Source organism: Chelativorans sp. AA-79, assembly GCF_029457495.1.
Taxonomy (GTDB): Bacteria; Pseudomonadota; Alphaproteobacteria; order Rhizobiales; family Rhizobiaceae; genus Chelativorans.
In genome coordinates this window covers 4,414,650-4,431,075 of record NZ_CP120361.1, presented here as the reverse complement: position 1 = coordinate 4,431,075, position 16,426 = coordinate 4,414,650, and the positions used below count along the sequence as shown (strand labels likewise).

12 protein-coding genes and 1 pseudogene are annotated in these 16,426 nt (G+C 63.4%); 11 read left to right on the top strand and 2 right to left on the bottom strand.

Annotation, left to right across the window (positions count from 1 at the left end; all coding sequences use genetic code 11):
- Positions 1 to 66: 66 nt before the first annotated feature.
- Positions 67 to 1,584 carry an aldehyde dehydrogenase gene (gene adh / locus PVE73_RS21695; protein ID WP_277364233.1) on the bottom strand — a complete coding sequence of 506 codons (1,518 nt, stop codon included), beginning with the start codon at positions 1,582 to 1,584 and terminating at the stop codon, positions 67 to 69.
- A gap of 136 nt (positions 1,585 to 1,720) precedes the next feature.
- The gene (locus PVE73_RS21690; RefSeq protein WP_277364232.1) at positions 1,721 to 2,683 is read right to left on the bottom strand and encodes a GAF domain-containing protein; all 963 of its coding nucleotides are present in this window, start codon (positions 2,681 to 2,683) and stop codon (positions 1,721 to 1,723) included.
- Positions 2,684 to 2,911: 228 nt separating this feature from the next.
- Between PVE73_RS21690 and PVE73_RS21685 the strand changes: the two genes are divergently transcribed.
- From PVE73_RS21685 to PVE73_RS21635, 11 genes and pseudogenes are all read left to right on the top strand, one after another.
- A complete protein-coding gene (locus PVE73_RS21685) occupies positions 2,912 to 4,786 on the top strand; it encodes a sigma-54-dependent Fis family transcriptional regulator (protein WP_277364231.1) in 1,875 nt (624 codons plus the stop codon).
- Between the two features lie 158 nt (positions 4,787 to 4,944).
- Positions 4,945 to 5,733, top strand: coding sequence for a glucose 1-dehydrogenase (locus tag PVE73_RS21680; RefSeq protein ID WP_277364230.1), 789 nt, complete (start codon positions 4,945 to 4,947; stop codon positions 5,731 to 5,733).
- 112 nt (positions 5,734 to 5,845) lie between these two features.
- Positions 5,846 to 5,971 (top strand): annotated as a pseudogene (locus PVE73_RS21675) (zinc-binding dehydrogenase); the annotation flags it as partial.
- A 74-nt stretch (positions 5,972 to 6,045) separates the two neighbouring features.
- On the top strand, positions 6,046 to 7,848 hold the full coding sequence (locus PVE73_RS21670; protein ID WP_277364229.1) for an NAD(P)/FAD-dependent oxidoreductase: 1,803 nt from the start codon (positions 6,046 to 6,048) through the stop codon (positions 7,846 to 7,848).
- Between the two features lie 222 nt (positions 7,849 to 8,070).
- Complete coding sequence (locus PVE73_RS21665; RefSeq protein ID WP_277364228.1) at positions 8,071 to 9,747, top strand: FAD-dependent oxidoreductase; 1,677 nt, start codon at positions 8,071 to 8,073, stop codon at positions 9,745 to 9,747.
- Positions 9,744 to 11,222 (top strand): FGGY-family carbohydrate kinase, encoded by a 1,479-nt coding sequence (locus PVE73_RS21660; RefSeq protein WP_277364227.1) that lies wholly within the window; start codon positions 9,744 to 9,746, stop codon positions 11,220 to 11,222. The genes PVE73_RS21665 and PVE73_RS21660 overlap by 4 nt, the downstream gene beginning before the upstream one ends.
- 48 nt (positions 11,223 to 11,270) lie before the next feature.
- A complete protein-coding gene (locus PVE73_RS21655) occupies positions 11,271 to 12,566 on the top strand; it encodes an extracellular solute-binding protein (protein WP_277364226.1) in 1,296 nt (431 codons plus the stop codon).
- A 70-nt stretch (positions 12,567 to 12,636) separates the two neighbouring features.
- Positions 12,637 to 13,509: a sugar ABC transporter permease gene (locus PVE73_RS21650; RefSeq protein WP_277364225.1), complete on the top strand. Its 873-nt coding sequence runs from the start codon at positions 12,637 to 12,639 to the stop codon at positions 13,507 to 13,509.
- Complete coding sequence (locus PVE73_RS21645) at positions 13,497 to 14,312, top strand: carbohydrate ABC transporter permease (RefSeq protein ID WP_277364224.1); 816 nt, start codon at positions 13,497 to 13,499, stop codon at positions 14,310 to 14,312. The genes PVE73_RS21650 and PVE73_RS21645 overlap by 13 nt, the downstream gene beginning before the upstream one ends.
- Before the next feature lie 9 nt (positions 14,313 to 14,321).
- Positions 14,322 to 15,422 (top strand): sn-glycerol-3-phosphate ABC transporter ATP-binding protein UgpC, encoded by a 1,101-nt coding sequence (gene ugpC / locus PVE73_RS21640; RefSeq protein WP_277364223.1) that lies wholly within the window; start codon positions 14,322 to 14,324, stop codon positions 15,420 to 15,422.
- A 182-nt stretch (positions 15,423 to 15,604) separates the two neighbouring features.
- Positions 15,605 to 16,411: a hypothetical protein gene (locus PVE73_RS21635; RefSeq protein WP_277364222.1), complete on the top strand. Its 807-nt coding sequence runs from the start codon at positions 15,605 to 15,607 to the stop codon at positions 16,409 to 16,411.
- Positions 16,412 to 16,426 lie beyond the last annotated feature (15 nt).

Genomic DNA, 16,426 nt, shown 5'->3' with positions numbered 1-16,426 from the left:
CTTCTGCAGGACGATGCCGCGGCGCGGACCGCAACCGGCTGCGCCGCGGCAAGCCTCGGGAGGCGGTCAGAAGAAGCCCAGCTTCTTCGGGCTGTAGCTCACCAGCATGTTCTTGGTTTGCTGATAGTGGTCGAGCATCATCTTGTGCGTCTCGCGGCCGATGCCCGACTGCTTGTAGCCGCCGAAGGCGGCATGCGCGGGGTAGGCGTGGTAGCAGTTCGTCCACACACGTCCGGCCTGGATGGCGCGGCCGAAACGGTAGAGCCGGTTGGCGTCGCGGCTCCAGATGCCGGCGCCAAGGCCGTAGAGCGTATCGTTGGCGATCGCCATGGCCTCGTCATCGTCCTTGAAGGTGGTGACGGAAACGACCGGGCCAAAAATCTCCTCCTGGAAGATGCGCATCCTGTTGTGGCCCTTGAAGACGGTCGGCTTGACATAATAACCGCCCGCCAGGTCTCCCGGCAGATGCGCCCGCTCGCCCCCGGTCAGCACCTCCGCTCCTTCCTGCTTGCCGATGTCGATATAGCTCAGGATCTTCTCGAGCTGTTCCGACGAGGCCTGGGCGCCGATCATCGTTGCCGGGTCGAGCGGATCGCCTTGGACGATGTCCTCGACGCGCTTCAGGGCGCGCTCCATGAACCTGTCGTAGATCGCCTCGTGGATCAGCGCCCGGCTCGGGCAGGTGCAGACCTCACCCTGGTTCAGCGCGAACATGACGAAGCCCTCGATCGCCTTGTCGAGGAAGTCATCATCTTCCGCCGCCACGTCCTTGAAGAAGATGTTCGGCGACTTGCCACCGAGCTCCAGCGTCACGGGGATGAGGTTCTGGCTGGCATATTGCATGATCAGCCTGCCCGTTGTCGTCTCGCCCGTAAACGCGATCTTGGCGACGCGGTTGGACGAGGCGAGCGGCTTTCCGGCCTCCAGGCCGAAGCCGTTGACGATGTTGAGCACGCCCGCCGGAAGCAGGTCGCCGACAAGATCCGCCCACAGCATGATCGTGGCGGGCGTCTGCTCGGCCGGCTTCAGCACCACGCAGTTTCCGGCGGCAAGCGCGGGAGCGAGCTTCCAGCAGGCCATCAGCAGCGGAAAGTTCCACGGGATGATCTGGCCGACGACGCCCAGCGGCTCGTGGAAATGATAGGCGACCGTGTCGTGGTCGATCTGCGAGATCGAGCCTTCCTGGCCGCGCAGCGCGCCGGCGAAATAGCGGAAATGGTCGATGGCAAGCGGCAGGTCGGCGGCGGTCGTCTCGCGGATCGGCTTGCCGTTGTCCCATGTCTCGGCGAGCGCGAGGAGATCCAGGTTCTCCTCCATCCGGTCGGCGATACGGTTGAGCAGCAGGGCGCGTTCGGCGGGGCTGGTCCTGCCCCAGGCGTCTTTCGCCTCGTGGGCGGCGTCGAGCGCCCGCTCGATATCGGCGGCCTCGGAGCGGGCAACCACACCGATCGGCTGGCCGTTCACCGGCGAGATGTTGTCGAAATAGCGTCCCGACTTGGGCGCCACCCACCGGCCGCCGATAAAATTGTCGTAACGCTCGGCGAAGGGCATCTTCGCGGCGCGCGCGAATTCCACCTTGTTCATGAAAATCCTCCCGATTTCAAAGCCGCTTCATGCGGCATGAAGGGAGAATGGGCGGGAGGGCTGATCGTGTCAGCCGGGTCGGGCCGGGACGCATGTCGCACCTGTCGCAGTTTTGCGACAGGTCGATGTTGAAAAATCAATGCGTCCGGTGAATTCCGAGCCGGGCAATCTTGCGATGCATCGTGGCGCGCGAAATACCGAGTCTGCGGGCTGCTTCCGAGACGTTGCCGCCGGCGCTTGCGAGCGCACGCTGCAAGGCGCCGCGCTCCGCGTCGGTGAGGCAGGCACCCGAGGCCCCGACGCTACCCAGGACATCGGATGCCGGGAAGGGGTTTGCCAGCGGCCCCGCCGCCAGCCCCAGAATGCCGCGTGCCGTCCGCGTTGCACCGATCACCAGGTCGTCGTCGTCGACCGCGATCAGGGCGTAGGCATTCGCCGCCGGCAGGAGGACGATGCGTGCCTTCGGAAAGGCATGGCGGAAGGCCTCCGCCTCGATCCTGCGGGCTGCGTCGTTTGCCGCCGTGGCGATCAGGTTGACGAACCCCTCCGTCAGGTCGGCACGGCAGGACGAGACGTCAAGCGCGGCGGCGAGATTGCCCTCGTGGTCGTGCACCGGCGCCGTCGTGCAAGACAGAAGTGTGTTGCGCGAATGGAAGTGCTGGTCGCGGTGGATCGTCAGCGTGCGGCGCTCCACCAGGCAGGTACCGATGCCGTTGGTGCCCTCGCTTTCCTCGCTCCACACGGTACCGGTCCACAAGCCCCATTGGCGAAAGGTCTCGTCGTCGCCGGGAGCTCCGCGCCGCTCGACGGGAATGCCCTCGCGGTCGGCGAGGAGCACACAGCAGCCGACGCCGCCGACGGCGAGAAAGAGCTGGTCGAGGGCGGTCTGCGCAGAGGGGATCAGCGGCTCCAGCCGCTCGCGCGCCGCAGCAAGCTCCCGATCGGAGACACGGCGCGGCGCCGTGCGCTCGGCCGGGTCGAGCTGGTGCAGCCTGCACGAGCGTTGCCATGAGGCAACGAGCGCCGACTTGGCCGACCGGTTGGAATCGATCGCCGCAAGAACCCTGTCGGAATGATGCAGAAGGCCGCGTCCATCCATGTCTTTTCCTCCCGGTAGCCCCTTTCTCCTCCTCCGCCTTTTCTCTTCCCGGGCTGAATGGCGGCTTGTCCGTCAAGTCTGCCGGTCCCGCCGCATCTGTCAATACGCCGAAGGGCCAAGCTCGGGCTTCGCGAACTGCACGGCCATTTACATTTACGCCGCTTGATGCCCTGATAAGCGGGATGGAGGAGAAAGGGAGGATGGCTGCGAAAGCAGCCATTTCGTGCCATGTTTCCAGAATCCGACCACATCCGCGAGATCGAGAATGTCGGCATGGGCTTGTCGACGGGCCGCGACGAGACCGTCGTCAAGTCCTGGCTCCGCTGCCTGGAACAGCACCAGCTCGACCCGGCCCAGAGCTGCGAGGCCTTCATCGTTCCGGAGCATCAACTCAGGGAGCATCGCCAGCAGTCTGAAGAGCTGATCCGCATCGCCCGGTCCGGCCTGGAGCGTCTTTTCCATCAGGTCGCCGGCCAGAACTACGTGCTCCTGCTCTCCGACCGGCAGGGCGTCACGGTCGAGTTCCTCGGCGATCCGCTGTTCGACAACAATTTGCGCAAGGCCGGTCTCTATCTCGGCTCCGAATGGTCCGAATGGCGTGCAGGAACCTGCGCCGTGGGCGCCTGTCTTGAGACGGGAGAAGCACTCACCATTCACCAGGACGACCATTTCGACAATACGCATACGCCGCTCTCCTGCACAGCCGCGCCGATCTACGACATGCGCGGATCGCTGTGCGCGGTGCTCGATATATCGTTGCTGAGCTCGCCGATCCTGAAAACCAGCCAGAATCTGGCGCTGCATCTGGTCAACGCCACGGCGCGGCGCATCGAGCTCGCCAATCTGATGGCCCAGACCCGGCATGAATGGGTGCTTCGTTTCGCCCGCTCGCCGGAATTCCTCGATGTCGATCCGGAAGCGGCTATTTCCATTGACCCCAGCGGGCGGATCATCGGCATGACCCATGGCGGCGCGAAGCTTCTGGCCCGTTCCGCCGGGCTTGGTTGGCGCGACCCGGGGCTTTTGCTCGGCCAACCTGTTTCGCGCTTCTTCGACATGGACATCGAGAGCCTGCCGGATCTCACGCGCAGCCGCCCCACACAGGAGCGTGTCGTCTTCGCGCGTGACGGCAACGCTCTGTTCGTTCATGCGATCGAACCGAATATACGCTCGCGGCGCCCCCTCCTGCGCGAGCAAATTCCGTCACCATTGCGCCGCCTGGGCGGCGATGCACCGGAGATCGTAAACCTGCAAGCGAAGGCCGCGAAGCTCGCGCGCACGTCGCTGCCGATCCTCATTCAGGGCGAAACCGGCACCGGAAAGGAATATCTGGCGCGCGCCATCCACGATGGCAGCGGCCTCAAGGGTCGCTTCGTTGCCGTCAATTGCGCGGCCATCCCCGAGCACCTCATCGAAAGCGAACTCTTCGGCTACGCGCCGGGCGCCTTCACCGGCGCTTCCGCCAAGGGGCGCAAGGGGCTGATCGAGCAGGCCGACGGCGGCACGCTTTTCCTCGACGAGATCGGCGACATGCCCTACGCGCTGCAAAGCCGGCTCCTACGTGTACTGGCCGAGCAGGAGGTGCTGCCGGTCGGCTCCTCCGATCCGCGCCCGGTGAAGATCCGCATCGTCTCCGCCTCGCATCGCCTGCTGCCCGAGGCGGTGCGCGAGGGCCGTTTTCGCGAAGACCTCTACTATCGCCTGAATGCCGCGACCATCACCCTGCCGGCACTTCGCGACCGGCCGGATTTCGACTGGGTTCTGGACCGGTTGCTGGCACGTCATGCGGCTGATGGCGAAGCGCTCGAAGTGTCGGAGGCGGTGCGTGTAGCGCTCAAGGCGCATCGCTGGCCCGGCAATATCCGCGAGATCGACAACGTGATCGCTGTCGCTGCCGCGCTCAGCGATTCCGACTGCATCGACATCGGCGACCTGCCGGAAGAACTGGCCCTGAAGTGCGATCGCGACGAGGTCGGGGCAGCGCTCCGGCAGATGCTCATTGCCTGCGACTGGAACGTCTCGCGGGCGGCCCGCCGCCTCGGCGTCGACCGTTCCACCGTACATCGCCGCATGAAGCGCCACGGCGTTTTCCAGCCGCACTGACCGCGCTGCATATCGCGCGCCACAGCTGTTGCACCGGCCTATCCGGATGCAACAGGCAGATTGCCATAAACGATTGAAATTCCCTCTATTATTGCTCCGGCCCGTCTTGGCATGGGGCTTGCTGATCTCTGCACGAACGAAAAAGAACGGAGGAAGCGATGTCCAATGAGCTTGATGGGCGTTCCATCATTGTAACAGGTGCCGCGCGGGGCATCGGTGAAGCCATGGCGCGGGGACTTTCCGCGCAAGGCGCATCCCTCACCATCGCCGATATCGACGCTCACGCCGCCGAAAAGGTCGCCGCCAGCCTCCGCGAAGGCGGCGCCCAGGCAACAGCGGTCGCGGTGGATGTATCGAGGCGCGAAAGCGTGCGCGGCATGATAGGCGCCGCCGTCTCGGCCCACGGCAAGCTCGACGCGATCTTCAACAATGCCGGCATCGCTCAGACCAGGCCCTTTCTGTCGATCACAGACGAGGACTGGCACCGTGTCATGGACGTGAACGGCCTCGGCGTTCTCATCTGCATGCAGGAAGCGATCCGGCAGATGATCGCCCAGGGCCATGGCGGCAAGGTCATCAACACCTCCTCCATCGCCGGCAAGCAAGGCTACGAGCCGCTGGCGCATTATTCGGCAAGCAAGTTCGCGGTCGTTGCGCTTACGCAAGCCGCAGCCCGCGCCTTCGGCAAGGACGGGATCAACGTCAACGCGATCTGCCCCGGCGTTGTGGCAACCGAGATGTGGAAGGTCATCGACAAGGGTTTTGTCGACGAAGGGCTGACGGAGCGCGACAACCAGGCTTTCGAGACCTTTTCGGCGGATATCCTGCTCGGCCGTCCCTCGAAATCGGACGACCTTACGGGCGTTGCCTGTTTCCTGGCATCGCCTGCCTCCGATTACATGACCGGGCAGAGCCTGATCGTCGATGGCGGCATGGTCCTTGTCTGAAGCATCGAACATCCAGGGGTAAGGCACAATGAAAGCACTGCGTTTCCACGCGGCGAAGGATCTTCGCGTCGAGAATGTCGAAAAGCCTGGCGCACGGCCGCCGGCCGGCCAGATCCTGCCGGCCAAGAAGATCGTCACCAGGCGTATCGGCCTCGACCGGGCCGTCAGCGAGGGTTTCGATGCGCTGCTCGACTCGTCAGGCAAGCATCTGAAGATACTGAACGATCTGATAGCATGACCGGACAGGCGCCGGCGCGGCAGGGAGGCCGACCGGCGCCGACCGATATCAGCAAGCAAGTGGAGGAGAATAGAATGCTTGAAGACCATCCCAGCACGAGGATCGACACGGCGCTCGCCAAGCTCGGCAGGGCGCTCGAAGCCGGCGATATCGACGCCGCGGCGAACCTGTTCCAGGCCGATTGCTACTGGCGCGATCTCGTTGCCTTCACCTGGAACCTGCGCACCATGGAGGGCCAGGAGCAGATCCGCGACATGCTGTCGAGCCAGCTTGCGGCGGTCAAGCCGAAGCATTTCCGCCAGGACGAGACAGAACCGGCGAGTGGCGGCGACGGCATCAACGAAGGCTGGTTCGAGTTCGAGACCGGTGTCGCGCGCGGCTATGGTCACATCCGCCTGAAGAACGGCCTCATCTGGACCCTGCTCACCACCATGAGCGAGCTCAAGGGTTTCGAGGAGCCAAAGGGGTTCCGCCGGCCCATGGGCGCCGAGCATGGCCACGATCCGAACCGCAAGACCTGGAAGGAAAGGCGCGAAGAAGAGGCCGGCGAGCTCGGCTACAAGACACAGCCCTATGCGGTCATCGTCGGTGGCGGCCAGGGCGGCATCGCGCTCGGTGCGCGGCTGCGCCAGCTCGGCGTGCCGACCATCATCGTCGAGAAGAACGAGAGGCCCGGCGACAGCTGGCGCAAGCGCTACAAGTCACTCTGCCTGCACGACCCCGTCTGGTACGATCATCTGCCCTACCTCCCCTTCCCGGAGAACTGGCCGGTCTTCTCGCCGAAGGACAAGATCGGTGACTGGCTGGAGATGTACACCAGGGTCATGGAGCTCAACTACTGGAGCTCGACCACCTGCAAATCCGCCTCCTTCGACGAGGAGACGAAGGAATGGACCGTGGTGGTCGACCGCGACGGCGAAGAGGTGGTCCTGCGCCCGAAGCAGCTCGTGCTCGCCACCGGCATGTCGGGCAAGCCCAACGTTCCGAAGTTCGAGGGTCAGGACATCTTCAAGGGCGAGCAACAGCATTCCTCGCAGCACCCAGGGCCGGACGCCTATCGCGGCAAGAAGGTCGTCGTCATCGGCTCCAACAACTCTGCCCACGACATCTGCGCCGCCCTTTGGGAAGGTGGCGCCGACGTTACCATGGTGCAGCGCTCCTCCACCCACATCGTGCGCTCCGACACATTGATGGAGATCGGGCTTGGAGACCTCTATTCCGAGCGCGCGGTTGCCAGCGGCATGACGACGCGCAAGGCGGACCTCATCTTCGCCTCGCTGCCCTACCGGATCATGCACGAGTTCCAGATTCCGCTCTACGACAGGATGCGGGAGAAGGACGCGAAGTTCTATGCGGATCTGGAGAAGGCGGGCTTCATGCTAGACTGGGGTGCCGACGGCTCCGGCCTGTTCATGAAATATCTGCGCCGCGGCTCCGGCTACTACATAGATGTCGGCGCCTGCGATCTGGTCATCGACGGCAGCATCAAGCTCAAGTCCGGAGAAGGCGTGAGCCACCTGACGGAGGATGCAGTGGTGCTCGAGGATGGCACGAAGCTTCCCGCCGATCTTGTCGTCTACGCTACCGGCTATGGCTCGATGAACGGCTGGGCCGCCGATCTCATCTCACGTGAGGTCGCCGACAGGGTCGGCAAGTGCTGGGGCCTGGGCTCCGACACGCCGAAGGACCCTGGCCCCTGGGAGGGCGAGCAGCGCAACATGTGGAAGCCGACGCAGCAGGAGGCGCTGTGGTTCCACGGCGGAAACCTGCATCAGTCGCGCCACTATTCGCTGTACGCCGCCCTGCAGCTCAAGGCCCGCTTCGAGGGAATCGAAACGCCGGTCTACGGACTCCAGGAAGTTCATCATCCAGGCTAGCGCATCGACCCCGGACCGGAGTCGACCTTGAGAAATCAAGTTTTAATTCAATTACTTATGGCGCCATGTGTCACAGACGACGCATGGCGCCACGGGTAGCCTCTGAAGGCTTCCCTTCAACGCACCCACAATCAATTAATTTATTTTAGAGAATATATATTGACATAAGTAAAGTGATTGCGTTCCCTAGGCGGAATGAAGCCTGTTGGATCCGACACTCTCATGCCCGGCAAATCGTTCCGCGACCGCAATCTGGAAAAGCTTTCGCGCCTGGCCGATGCGGACGTGGTCGTGTTGGGAGGCGGGGTGAACGGCGTCGCCACCTTCCGGGACCTGGCGCTGAACGGCGTGTCCGCGGTCCTGCTCGATAAGGGCGATTTTTGTGCCGGAGCCAGCGGTGCCTCAAGCAGGATGGCGCACGGAGGCTTGCGATATCTCGAGGGACGGGAGTTTCGTTTGGTGGCGGAGTCGGCGCGCGAACGCAACCGCCTGATCGAACAGGCAAGCCATCTGGTTCGCCCCTTGGAGATCGTCGTGCCGCTCGAATCATGGACGCGCGGCTTCGGCCGGGCCGTTGCACGGTTCGCGGGCTTGTCGGACAGGGGTGGGCCGCTGAGCTTTCTCGCTCTCGAAGGCGCGCTGATGCTGTACGAGTTGCTCGGCAGACGCGGGCGGGCATTGCCCCGGCACGGCATTCGTATCAGGCGCAGGAGATTCCCGGCGGGCCTGTCGAAACAAACGAATGCGGTCGTCTCCTATTTCGACGGCCAGATCACCCAACCGGAAGGCCTGGTCCTCGAGATGCTGGGTGAGGCGTTGACGGTTTCAGACCGGACCGCGGCTTTGAACCACGTAGACTGGACCTTTGACGGCTCGAAGTTCGACGTCACGGATCGGCTGCATGGTGTCCGCCGCACCGTTCGCCCGAAGCTGATAGTCAACGCGACCGGCGCGTGGATCGACCGGGTGAATGCCCGTATCGGCTGCCCCACGTCCTATCTGCGAGGCGTCAAGGGTGCCCATCTGGTGCTGGACAACGCCGATTTGCGCGAGCGCATGGCGGGCCGGGCATTCTATTTCGACGATGGAACCGGGCGCATGGTCATCGTCTTGCCGGTGGGCGACAGGACCCTTCTGGGAACGACGGAGGTCGAAACCGCGAATGCGGACGACCGCACGATCGCGGGAGAGGAAATCGACTATCTGCTGCGGGCGATCAATCAGCTGTTCCGCGATATCCCGGTGAAACGCTCCGATATCGTTGCGATGACGACGGGTATCAGGCCCCTGTGCGCCGACGCCACGGCCTCGCCGACGCGCGCGGCGCGCGATCATTCACTGGAGCAAGATCGCCTGCCCGCCAGCGAGACGCCCGTGCTGTCTCTCGTTGGTGGCAAGTGGACGACATTTCGGTCCTTCGCGGAAGAGGCCAGCGATCGCGCTTTGGCGCTGCTGCAAATGCCGCGTCGGGTGTCGACGGCCAGGCGGGGCTATCCCGGGGCCGCACCCTGCACGATCTCGCAGATCGCCAAAGCGGGCAACCTGTCCCGAATACGCGCCGAGGCATTGCTTGCACGCTATGGCGCTGTGGGACGGGAGGTCGCGGCCTTCTGTTCCATGAGGGAGGACGCACCGATCGCGGGGGCCGAAGACTACACCACGGCGGAAATCGAATGGCTGGTCCTGGAGCGTGCGGCATGCACCGTCGAGGATATCGTTTTGCGCCGGACGCAGCTCTTCCTCGCGGCAGATCTCACGCATGCCACTTTGCAGAGCATCGGCGGCATCCTGAAAGCTTGCCTCGATCGGGATCCTGACGAAATCGCTGAAGAAACGCTCGCCGCCCTAGCAGACCCCCGGATCGTCGGAGCTGCGGCAGAGCGAAGGGTTGTCGCATGAGCAAGCCGCTCATCATTGCCATCGATGCCGGCGGTACGGCGGTGAAGGTGGTGGCTTTCGACCTTCATGGCACCGAAGTCGCGCATCGGGCAGCCGACGTGCGCACCGACCATTATCCCGACGGCCGGGTGGAACGCGATCCCGAAGCCTTCTGGGCGGGAACCGCCCGTGCCATCAGAGAAGTGATCGCCGACTGTGACGACCGAGAGATCCTGGGGGTCGGCTGTACCGGATTCGGGAACGGCATCTTCCTGGTGGATGAAAACGGGCACGGCACGCGCCCCGGCATCGTATCCGTCGATCACCGGGCCGATCCTATCGTGCGCGAGTTGAATGAAAGCGGCGTGGCAAAAACCGTCTCCGCTCGAACCGGACACAAACTGTGGGGCGGGCAGACATTGATGCAGCTGGTGCATCTGGCCCGCAACGAGCCGGAGGTGATGTCGCGCACCCGCTGGGCGCTTGCCTGCAAGGATCTGATCCGTTTCCGCCTGACGGGCGAGGCTCTGACAGACCCGACGGACGCCAGCGGCGGCGCGCTCATGGACCTCGCCGCTCAAACCTATGCGCAAACGGTTTTCACAGAGCTTGGAGCCGCCGACGTCCTGGCCAAATTGCCCCCCATCGTACCCAGCACAGCAGTTGCCGGCAGGGTCTGCGCACTGGCGGCGCGAGAGACCGGTCTCCCCCAAGATGCAGTGGTGGCCGGGTCTATGATGGACGTGGCGGCCTGTTCGCTCGGGTCGGGCGCCGTCGATGAACCTTTCCTGACCATGATCGCCGGCACGTGGTCCATCAACAGCATCGAAACAGCGGGCGCGCGGCCGGACGCGACACCGCTTCTCAATATGCTGTATCGCAACGGGGCCAGCCGCCTGATTGCCGACGGTAGCCCTTCCTCCGCTGCAAACTTGAGTTGGTTTCTGGAAAAGGGGCTGGCCGGCAGGCTGAGCTTCGAGGACGTGAATGCGCTTGTCGCGCAAACCCCGCCCACGGCGCGCCGCTGCCAGTTCCTGCCATATGTGTTCGGGCCGGAGCCACGCCGCGGCGGCTTCACCAATCTTGCAGCGACCGACGATCTGGGAACGATGCTGCGCTCCATTTTTGAGAGCGTGGTGTTTCAGCACCGCCTCCACGCGGAAAGCGCTGCGAACCATGCCGGTCTAAGCTTGCCCGATACGATCCGGCTCGCCGGAGGAGCCGCGCGCTCGAACGTGTGGGCGCAGATCTTCGCCGATATCTGCCAGCGTACGGTCGAGACAACGCGAGCCTTGGAGGTGGGGGCGCTTGGGGCGGCCATCTGCGCGGCGGTTGCCAGTGGCGCGTTCGCGGACCTGAAACAGGCGACACGGGCGATGACCGGAGTTGCGCGCCGCTACGTGCCGGACCGCGGCCTTGGCGCTTTCTACAACGACAGACTGGAGGAATTCCAGCGTCTCGACCAGGGAATGGCCGAGTTGCTGGCAGGGCCATAAGGCCATCGGGGGAGCCCGAAAACTCGAATGAAAAGGGAGAGAGAAGTCATGACATTCAAACGTTTCCTGCTGGGGTCAGCCGCTCTGACCTTCCTGCCTCTGGCAGCAACCACCGACGCCAGCGCGCAGAACGATGCAATGGTGTGTAAGGGCGAGGTGCCGGCGCTGAACGTCATTGCCCAGGGCATGCCCGCGGTGACGGCGCTGGATGAGCATCTGTCGGAGTTCAACGAGAAGTGGGGCACCCAGGTCAGGATCACGCTTCTGGGCGAGAATGAACGCCGCGCCAAATCCCGCCTCGATGCCTCCACCGGCGCCGGCTCCTATCAGGTGCTCTATATCGACGAAGCCAATCTTGCCGAATACGTATCGGCGGGGTGGGTCTATCCGTTGGCGGATGTCGTGCCGGCGGAATACGACCTATCGGATTTCCGCACGGATTTGTCCAACGTCGCCACGGTGGATGGCGTGCAGTATTTTGCGCCCTTCGTCGGCGGTGGCGACATCCTGATGTACCGCAAGGATGTCCTCCAGGCGGCGGATATCGATGCACCTCAGACGCTCGACGAACTGAGCGCGGCGATCAAGGCGGTGGACGATCCGAAAAACGGTCTCCATGGCTGGGCGGCGCGCGGACAGCGCGGATCGGGCATGAATGTCTGGCGCTGGACGCCGTTCTTCCGGGCAATGGGTGGCGAATGGATGGATGGCGACCTGCCCGCATTCAACGGCGAAGCCGGGGTGGAGGCCACAACGCTGTACATGGAGCTCATGGAGTACGCGCCCCCAGGTGTCGGCACGTTCAACTGGTCGGACTCCGTCGAGGCGTTTCGTGGAGGCCAGGTCGCGTTCCTGATCGAATCCGACGTTTTCGGACCCTGGATGGAGGATGAGCAGAAGTCATCCGTTGTGGGCAAGGTCGGCTATGCGCCGCCGCCCGATCCGCTTCCGTCGGCCGGCTGGGCGCATGGCTGGGCGGTGTCGTCCGTAGGCGCGAAAGAAGACTGCGTGCGCACTGTCGCAGGCGATTTCGTCGGCTGGGCCACCTCGAAGGAAATGGAGCAGAAGCGGCTGGAGGCTGGCATCGCCTCGGATATCGGCCGCACCTCGACCCTGCAGAGCGACGCCTTCAAGGCCCTGGTTCCCGCCGAGTATATCGAGGCCCTGCTCGCCACCGCCGACAAGACGAGCCTGCTGATCATGGCCAGTCCCGCCTGGCCGGAGATCGGCGACAATCTCGGCTTGGCTCTGGAGGAGCTTTTCACCGGTACGCGCGATGACGTGCAGGCAGCTTTGGACGAAGCCGCCTTCAATGCCGAAGACAGCCTGCAGCGGCTGAAATAACCCTCGTCATGGCCCGTCCGGTTCGTCGCCTCGATGCGCCGGACGGGTCGTCATCGTTCAAGGTAACATCATGACCCGAAAACGGTTCGTCGCGCTTTCGTTGCTGCCCACCATCGCGGTGTTGGCGGCGCTGGCACTGGTGTCGGTCGCCGGGGCCGGGTGGTTTTCGGTAATGAACCGCACCCTGCGTTCGTCCGAATACGAGTTCGTCGGTGCCTACAACTTCCTTCGCATGCTGCGCGACCGGCGCTTCTTCAACGCGCTCGAAATCTCGGCCACCTGGGAGCTTGTCACCGTTGCCGGAACGCTGGCGGTGTCCATCCTGCTTGCGGTGCTGATCTTCGAAACGGTGAAAAAGCCGCTCTGGCGCAATACGATCTGCTTTGCGTTTCTCGTGCCGGTGCTGCTGCCGCGCGTGGCGGCAGCCTTCATCTGGCGCTTTCTGTATTCCCCGTCGCTTGGCGTGCTGAACTACCTGTGCGGCCTCGTCGGGCTCGGCCCTGTCGAATTCCTCGCCGATCCCTCGATAGCACTGGCGTCAGTGGCCGTCGTGGACATCTGGCAATGGGGCCTGTTCTTCACCGTCATCCTGCTCAAGCTGCTGGAGACGCTGCCCCGCGAGCCGATCGAAGCCGCGCTTCTGGATCGCGCCAGCACGTGGGAGGTGCACGCCTATGTGACGCTGCCGATGCTGAAAGGGCCGATTATCAGCCTTGCGCTGGTCAAGGCGGTGGAGTCGCTTCGCTCCTTCGACCTGATTTTCGTGATGACCGGCGGCGGGCCGGGCACGGCGACGGAAACACTCGATCTCTATGCATACCAGATGGGCATCAACATGGGAGGACGGATTTCCTACGCATCGGCCATGTCCATTCTTCTTTTGATCGTCACCACGGTGGCATTCACCATCATCTGGAAGGCGAGCAAGAAATGGGCAAGCTGATTTCCGCCTGGTCGGCACGCCTGCTCCTGGCAGTGCTGATCGTCGTGGCGCTGGGGCCAATCATCTGGACCTTTCTGAGCGCATTCAAGGAACTGCGGGATATCGTCACGCCGGTTCCGACGCTCTGGTTCGACCCGACACTGGAGAATTTTGCCACCGTTTTCCGGAACCCGACCATCCGCGATGGCCTCTTCAACTCGATCGCGGTGGTATCCGCGGCGGTCACGGTGGGAGCGGTTCTGGGGATTCCCGCCGCCCATGTTCTGGCGCGCCATGCGCAGCGCTGGAGTGACGACATTCAATTCTTCGTCCTTTCGTTGCGTTTCATGCCGCCGGTGGCAATCGCGATCCCCTTCATTGTGATCTACCTGGATCTGGGCATCTACGACACGCTCTTCGGATTGGTTGTCGTCTACCTGCTGACGACGGTGTCGACCACGATCTGGCTGGCCGTCCCTGCCTTCGAACGCGTTCCAAAAGACATCGAGGAAGCTGCCAGAATGGAAGGGTGCTCAGATGCCGAGGTCTTCTGGCGCTTCTCACTGCCCATTGCGGCGCCTTCACTTTTCGGAGCCCTCGTCTTCACCTTCGTGCTCGTCTGGAACGAGTTGCTGCTCGCCCTGACGCTGGCGGCACAGAACGCAACATTGCCGGTCGTGGCTGCGTCGATCACCTCGCTAGGCAAGGAAGTGCCCTGGGGCGTGATCAATGCGGCAACCGTCGTTCTGGTTCTGCCGCCGCTCATCTTCATCGGCCTGCTGATGGGCCTGATCAACTCCATGGTTCGCGCCGGCCCGAAATAGGAACCCGATATGGCCAACATCACCTGCACAGACATCACCAAATCATACGGTGCTCACCCGGTTATCGAGGCACTGGATCTCGACATAGCCGATCACGAATTCGTCGTGTTTCTCGGCCCCTCGGGATGCGGAAAATCCACCATGCTCCGGATGATAGCCGGTCTGGAAGAGGTGACCTCCGGAAAGATCGAGATCGGCGGCACGGACGTCACCGTGCTGCCGCCCGGCGAGCGGGATGTCGCGATGGTGTTCCAGAGCTACGCGCTCTATCCGCATATGTCGGTCGCCGACAACATCACTTTTGGACTGCGTCGACAGCGGGTTCCCAGGGAAGAGATTGCCGCCCGGCTTGCCCATGTCGCGGAATTGCTCGGGTTGGAGAAGTTCCTCGACCGGCGACCCAGAAACCTTTCCGGCGGGCAGCAGCAGCGTGTCGCCATGGCGCGCGCGATGATCAAGACCCCCAAGGTCTTTCTGTTCGACGAGCCGCTTTCCAATCTCGACGCGAAGCTGCGGGAGAAGCTGCGAACCGAAATCCGCAAGATCCATCTCGCGCTCAAGACGACGACGATCTTCGTCACGCATGATCAGTTGGAGGCGATGACAATCGCCGACCGGATCGTGCTGATGCGTGATGGCAGGATCGAGCAGATGGGTCCCCCGCACGAAATCTTCGAGCGGCCGGCCTCGCGCTTTGTGGCGGATTTCATAGGGACGCCGGCCATGAATTTTGTCTCTGCGACCTTGCGACAGGCCCCCGGCGGGGTGGTGGCCGATGCCGGCAGCATCTCGCTTCAATTGCCGCAAGATGCGTTCCCGCGATTGCATGCGGGCCAATCGGTCGAACTCGGCCTGCGGCCAGCCCGCATGGATCTGTGCGGGGCGGATGCGCTGAATGCGATATCCGGCACGATCATCCTGATCGAGAACATGGGCAGCGAGGCGCAAGTCATCACCGATGTGGGCGGGGAGGAGATCTCTTTTGTGACGCAGGCATTCAGCGATCTCAGTCTCGGCGCGACGGTGCATTTCGCCATCCAGCCCGAACACATCCACGTCTTCGATCCCGGGACCGGCCGGTCCCTGCGCATCCAGGGAGGACTGCAGTGACCAGGAACCGCTACGCCCGGAAGATCGCCCGCATCCGTGCTGGAGATTACCAGACCGGTGATTTCATCATCGCGGACGCGAAGGACGCAGATGTGACGGGAGGCGTTCTGACGACCGGCCCGCGTCGCGATGCCGGAGGCAGGATCGTTGGTCACAGGACACGGTCCGAGTTCCTGAACCAGATGCGGGAAATCCTGAAGCAGGACGAAGTCGATATCCTGCTGGCCTCGGCGGGGAATATCGAGGCATTGCTGGCAGAAGGCGCATTTTCGGAGACATCTGTTCAGCCCGCGTTTCGCGCCAACGAGACCACCGATGTCTGGGCCAATATCCGAGGCGGCACCTATGACGATACACCTTCGCGCCCTTATCGCGGTGCGGATCTGGCCTTTGCACAGGCCGATTTGTGCCTCTATTCCATCACCTTCAACAATGACGCAGACGCGGATGCCGCGGCGCTCAATGCTTACGCGACCTTCCGCCGGGAAGCGCGTGAGCGCGGGCTTCGGCACTTTCTCGAAGTTTTCAACCCGAACAGGACCGGTGCGATCGAGCCCGAAACCGTCGGCGCTTACGTGGTCGACTGCATCTTGCGCCTGATGGCGAGCCTGACGCAGGCCGAGCGCCCCGAATTCCTGAAGGTCGCGTATAACGGGCCCGCGGCGATGGAAGAGTTGGCGGGACATGACCCAAGCCTTCCCGTTGGCGTGCTCGGCGGATCGGGCGCGACGCACCGCGATACCTTCGAACTGATCGCGCAGGGCGAACGCCATGGCGCGCGTCTGGCGCTCTTCGGGCGCAAGATCAATCAGGCCGAAGACCAATGCAGCCTCATTGCCTGGATGCGGCGGGTGGCCGACAGGGAAGCCACTCCGGAAGAGGCCGTCCGCGGCTACCACGCCGGCCTGGCACAACGTGGCCTCGCGCCCGATCGGGATCTCGGAGACGATTTGGCAATCACGGACGATGTACTGCGTAATGCAGCTTGAATAATAGACAGATCA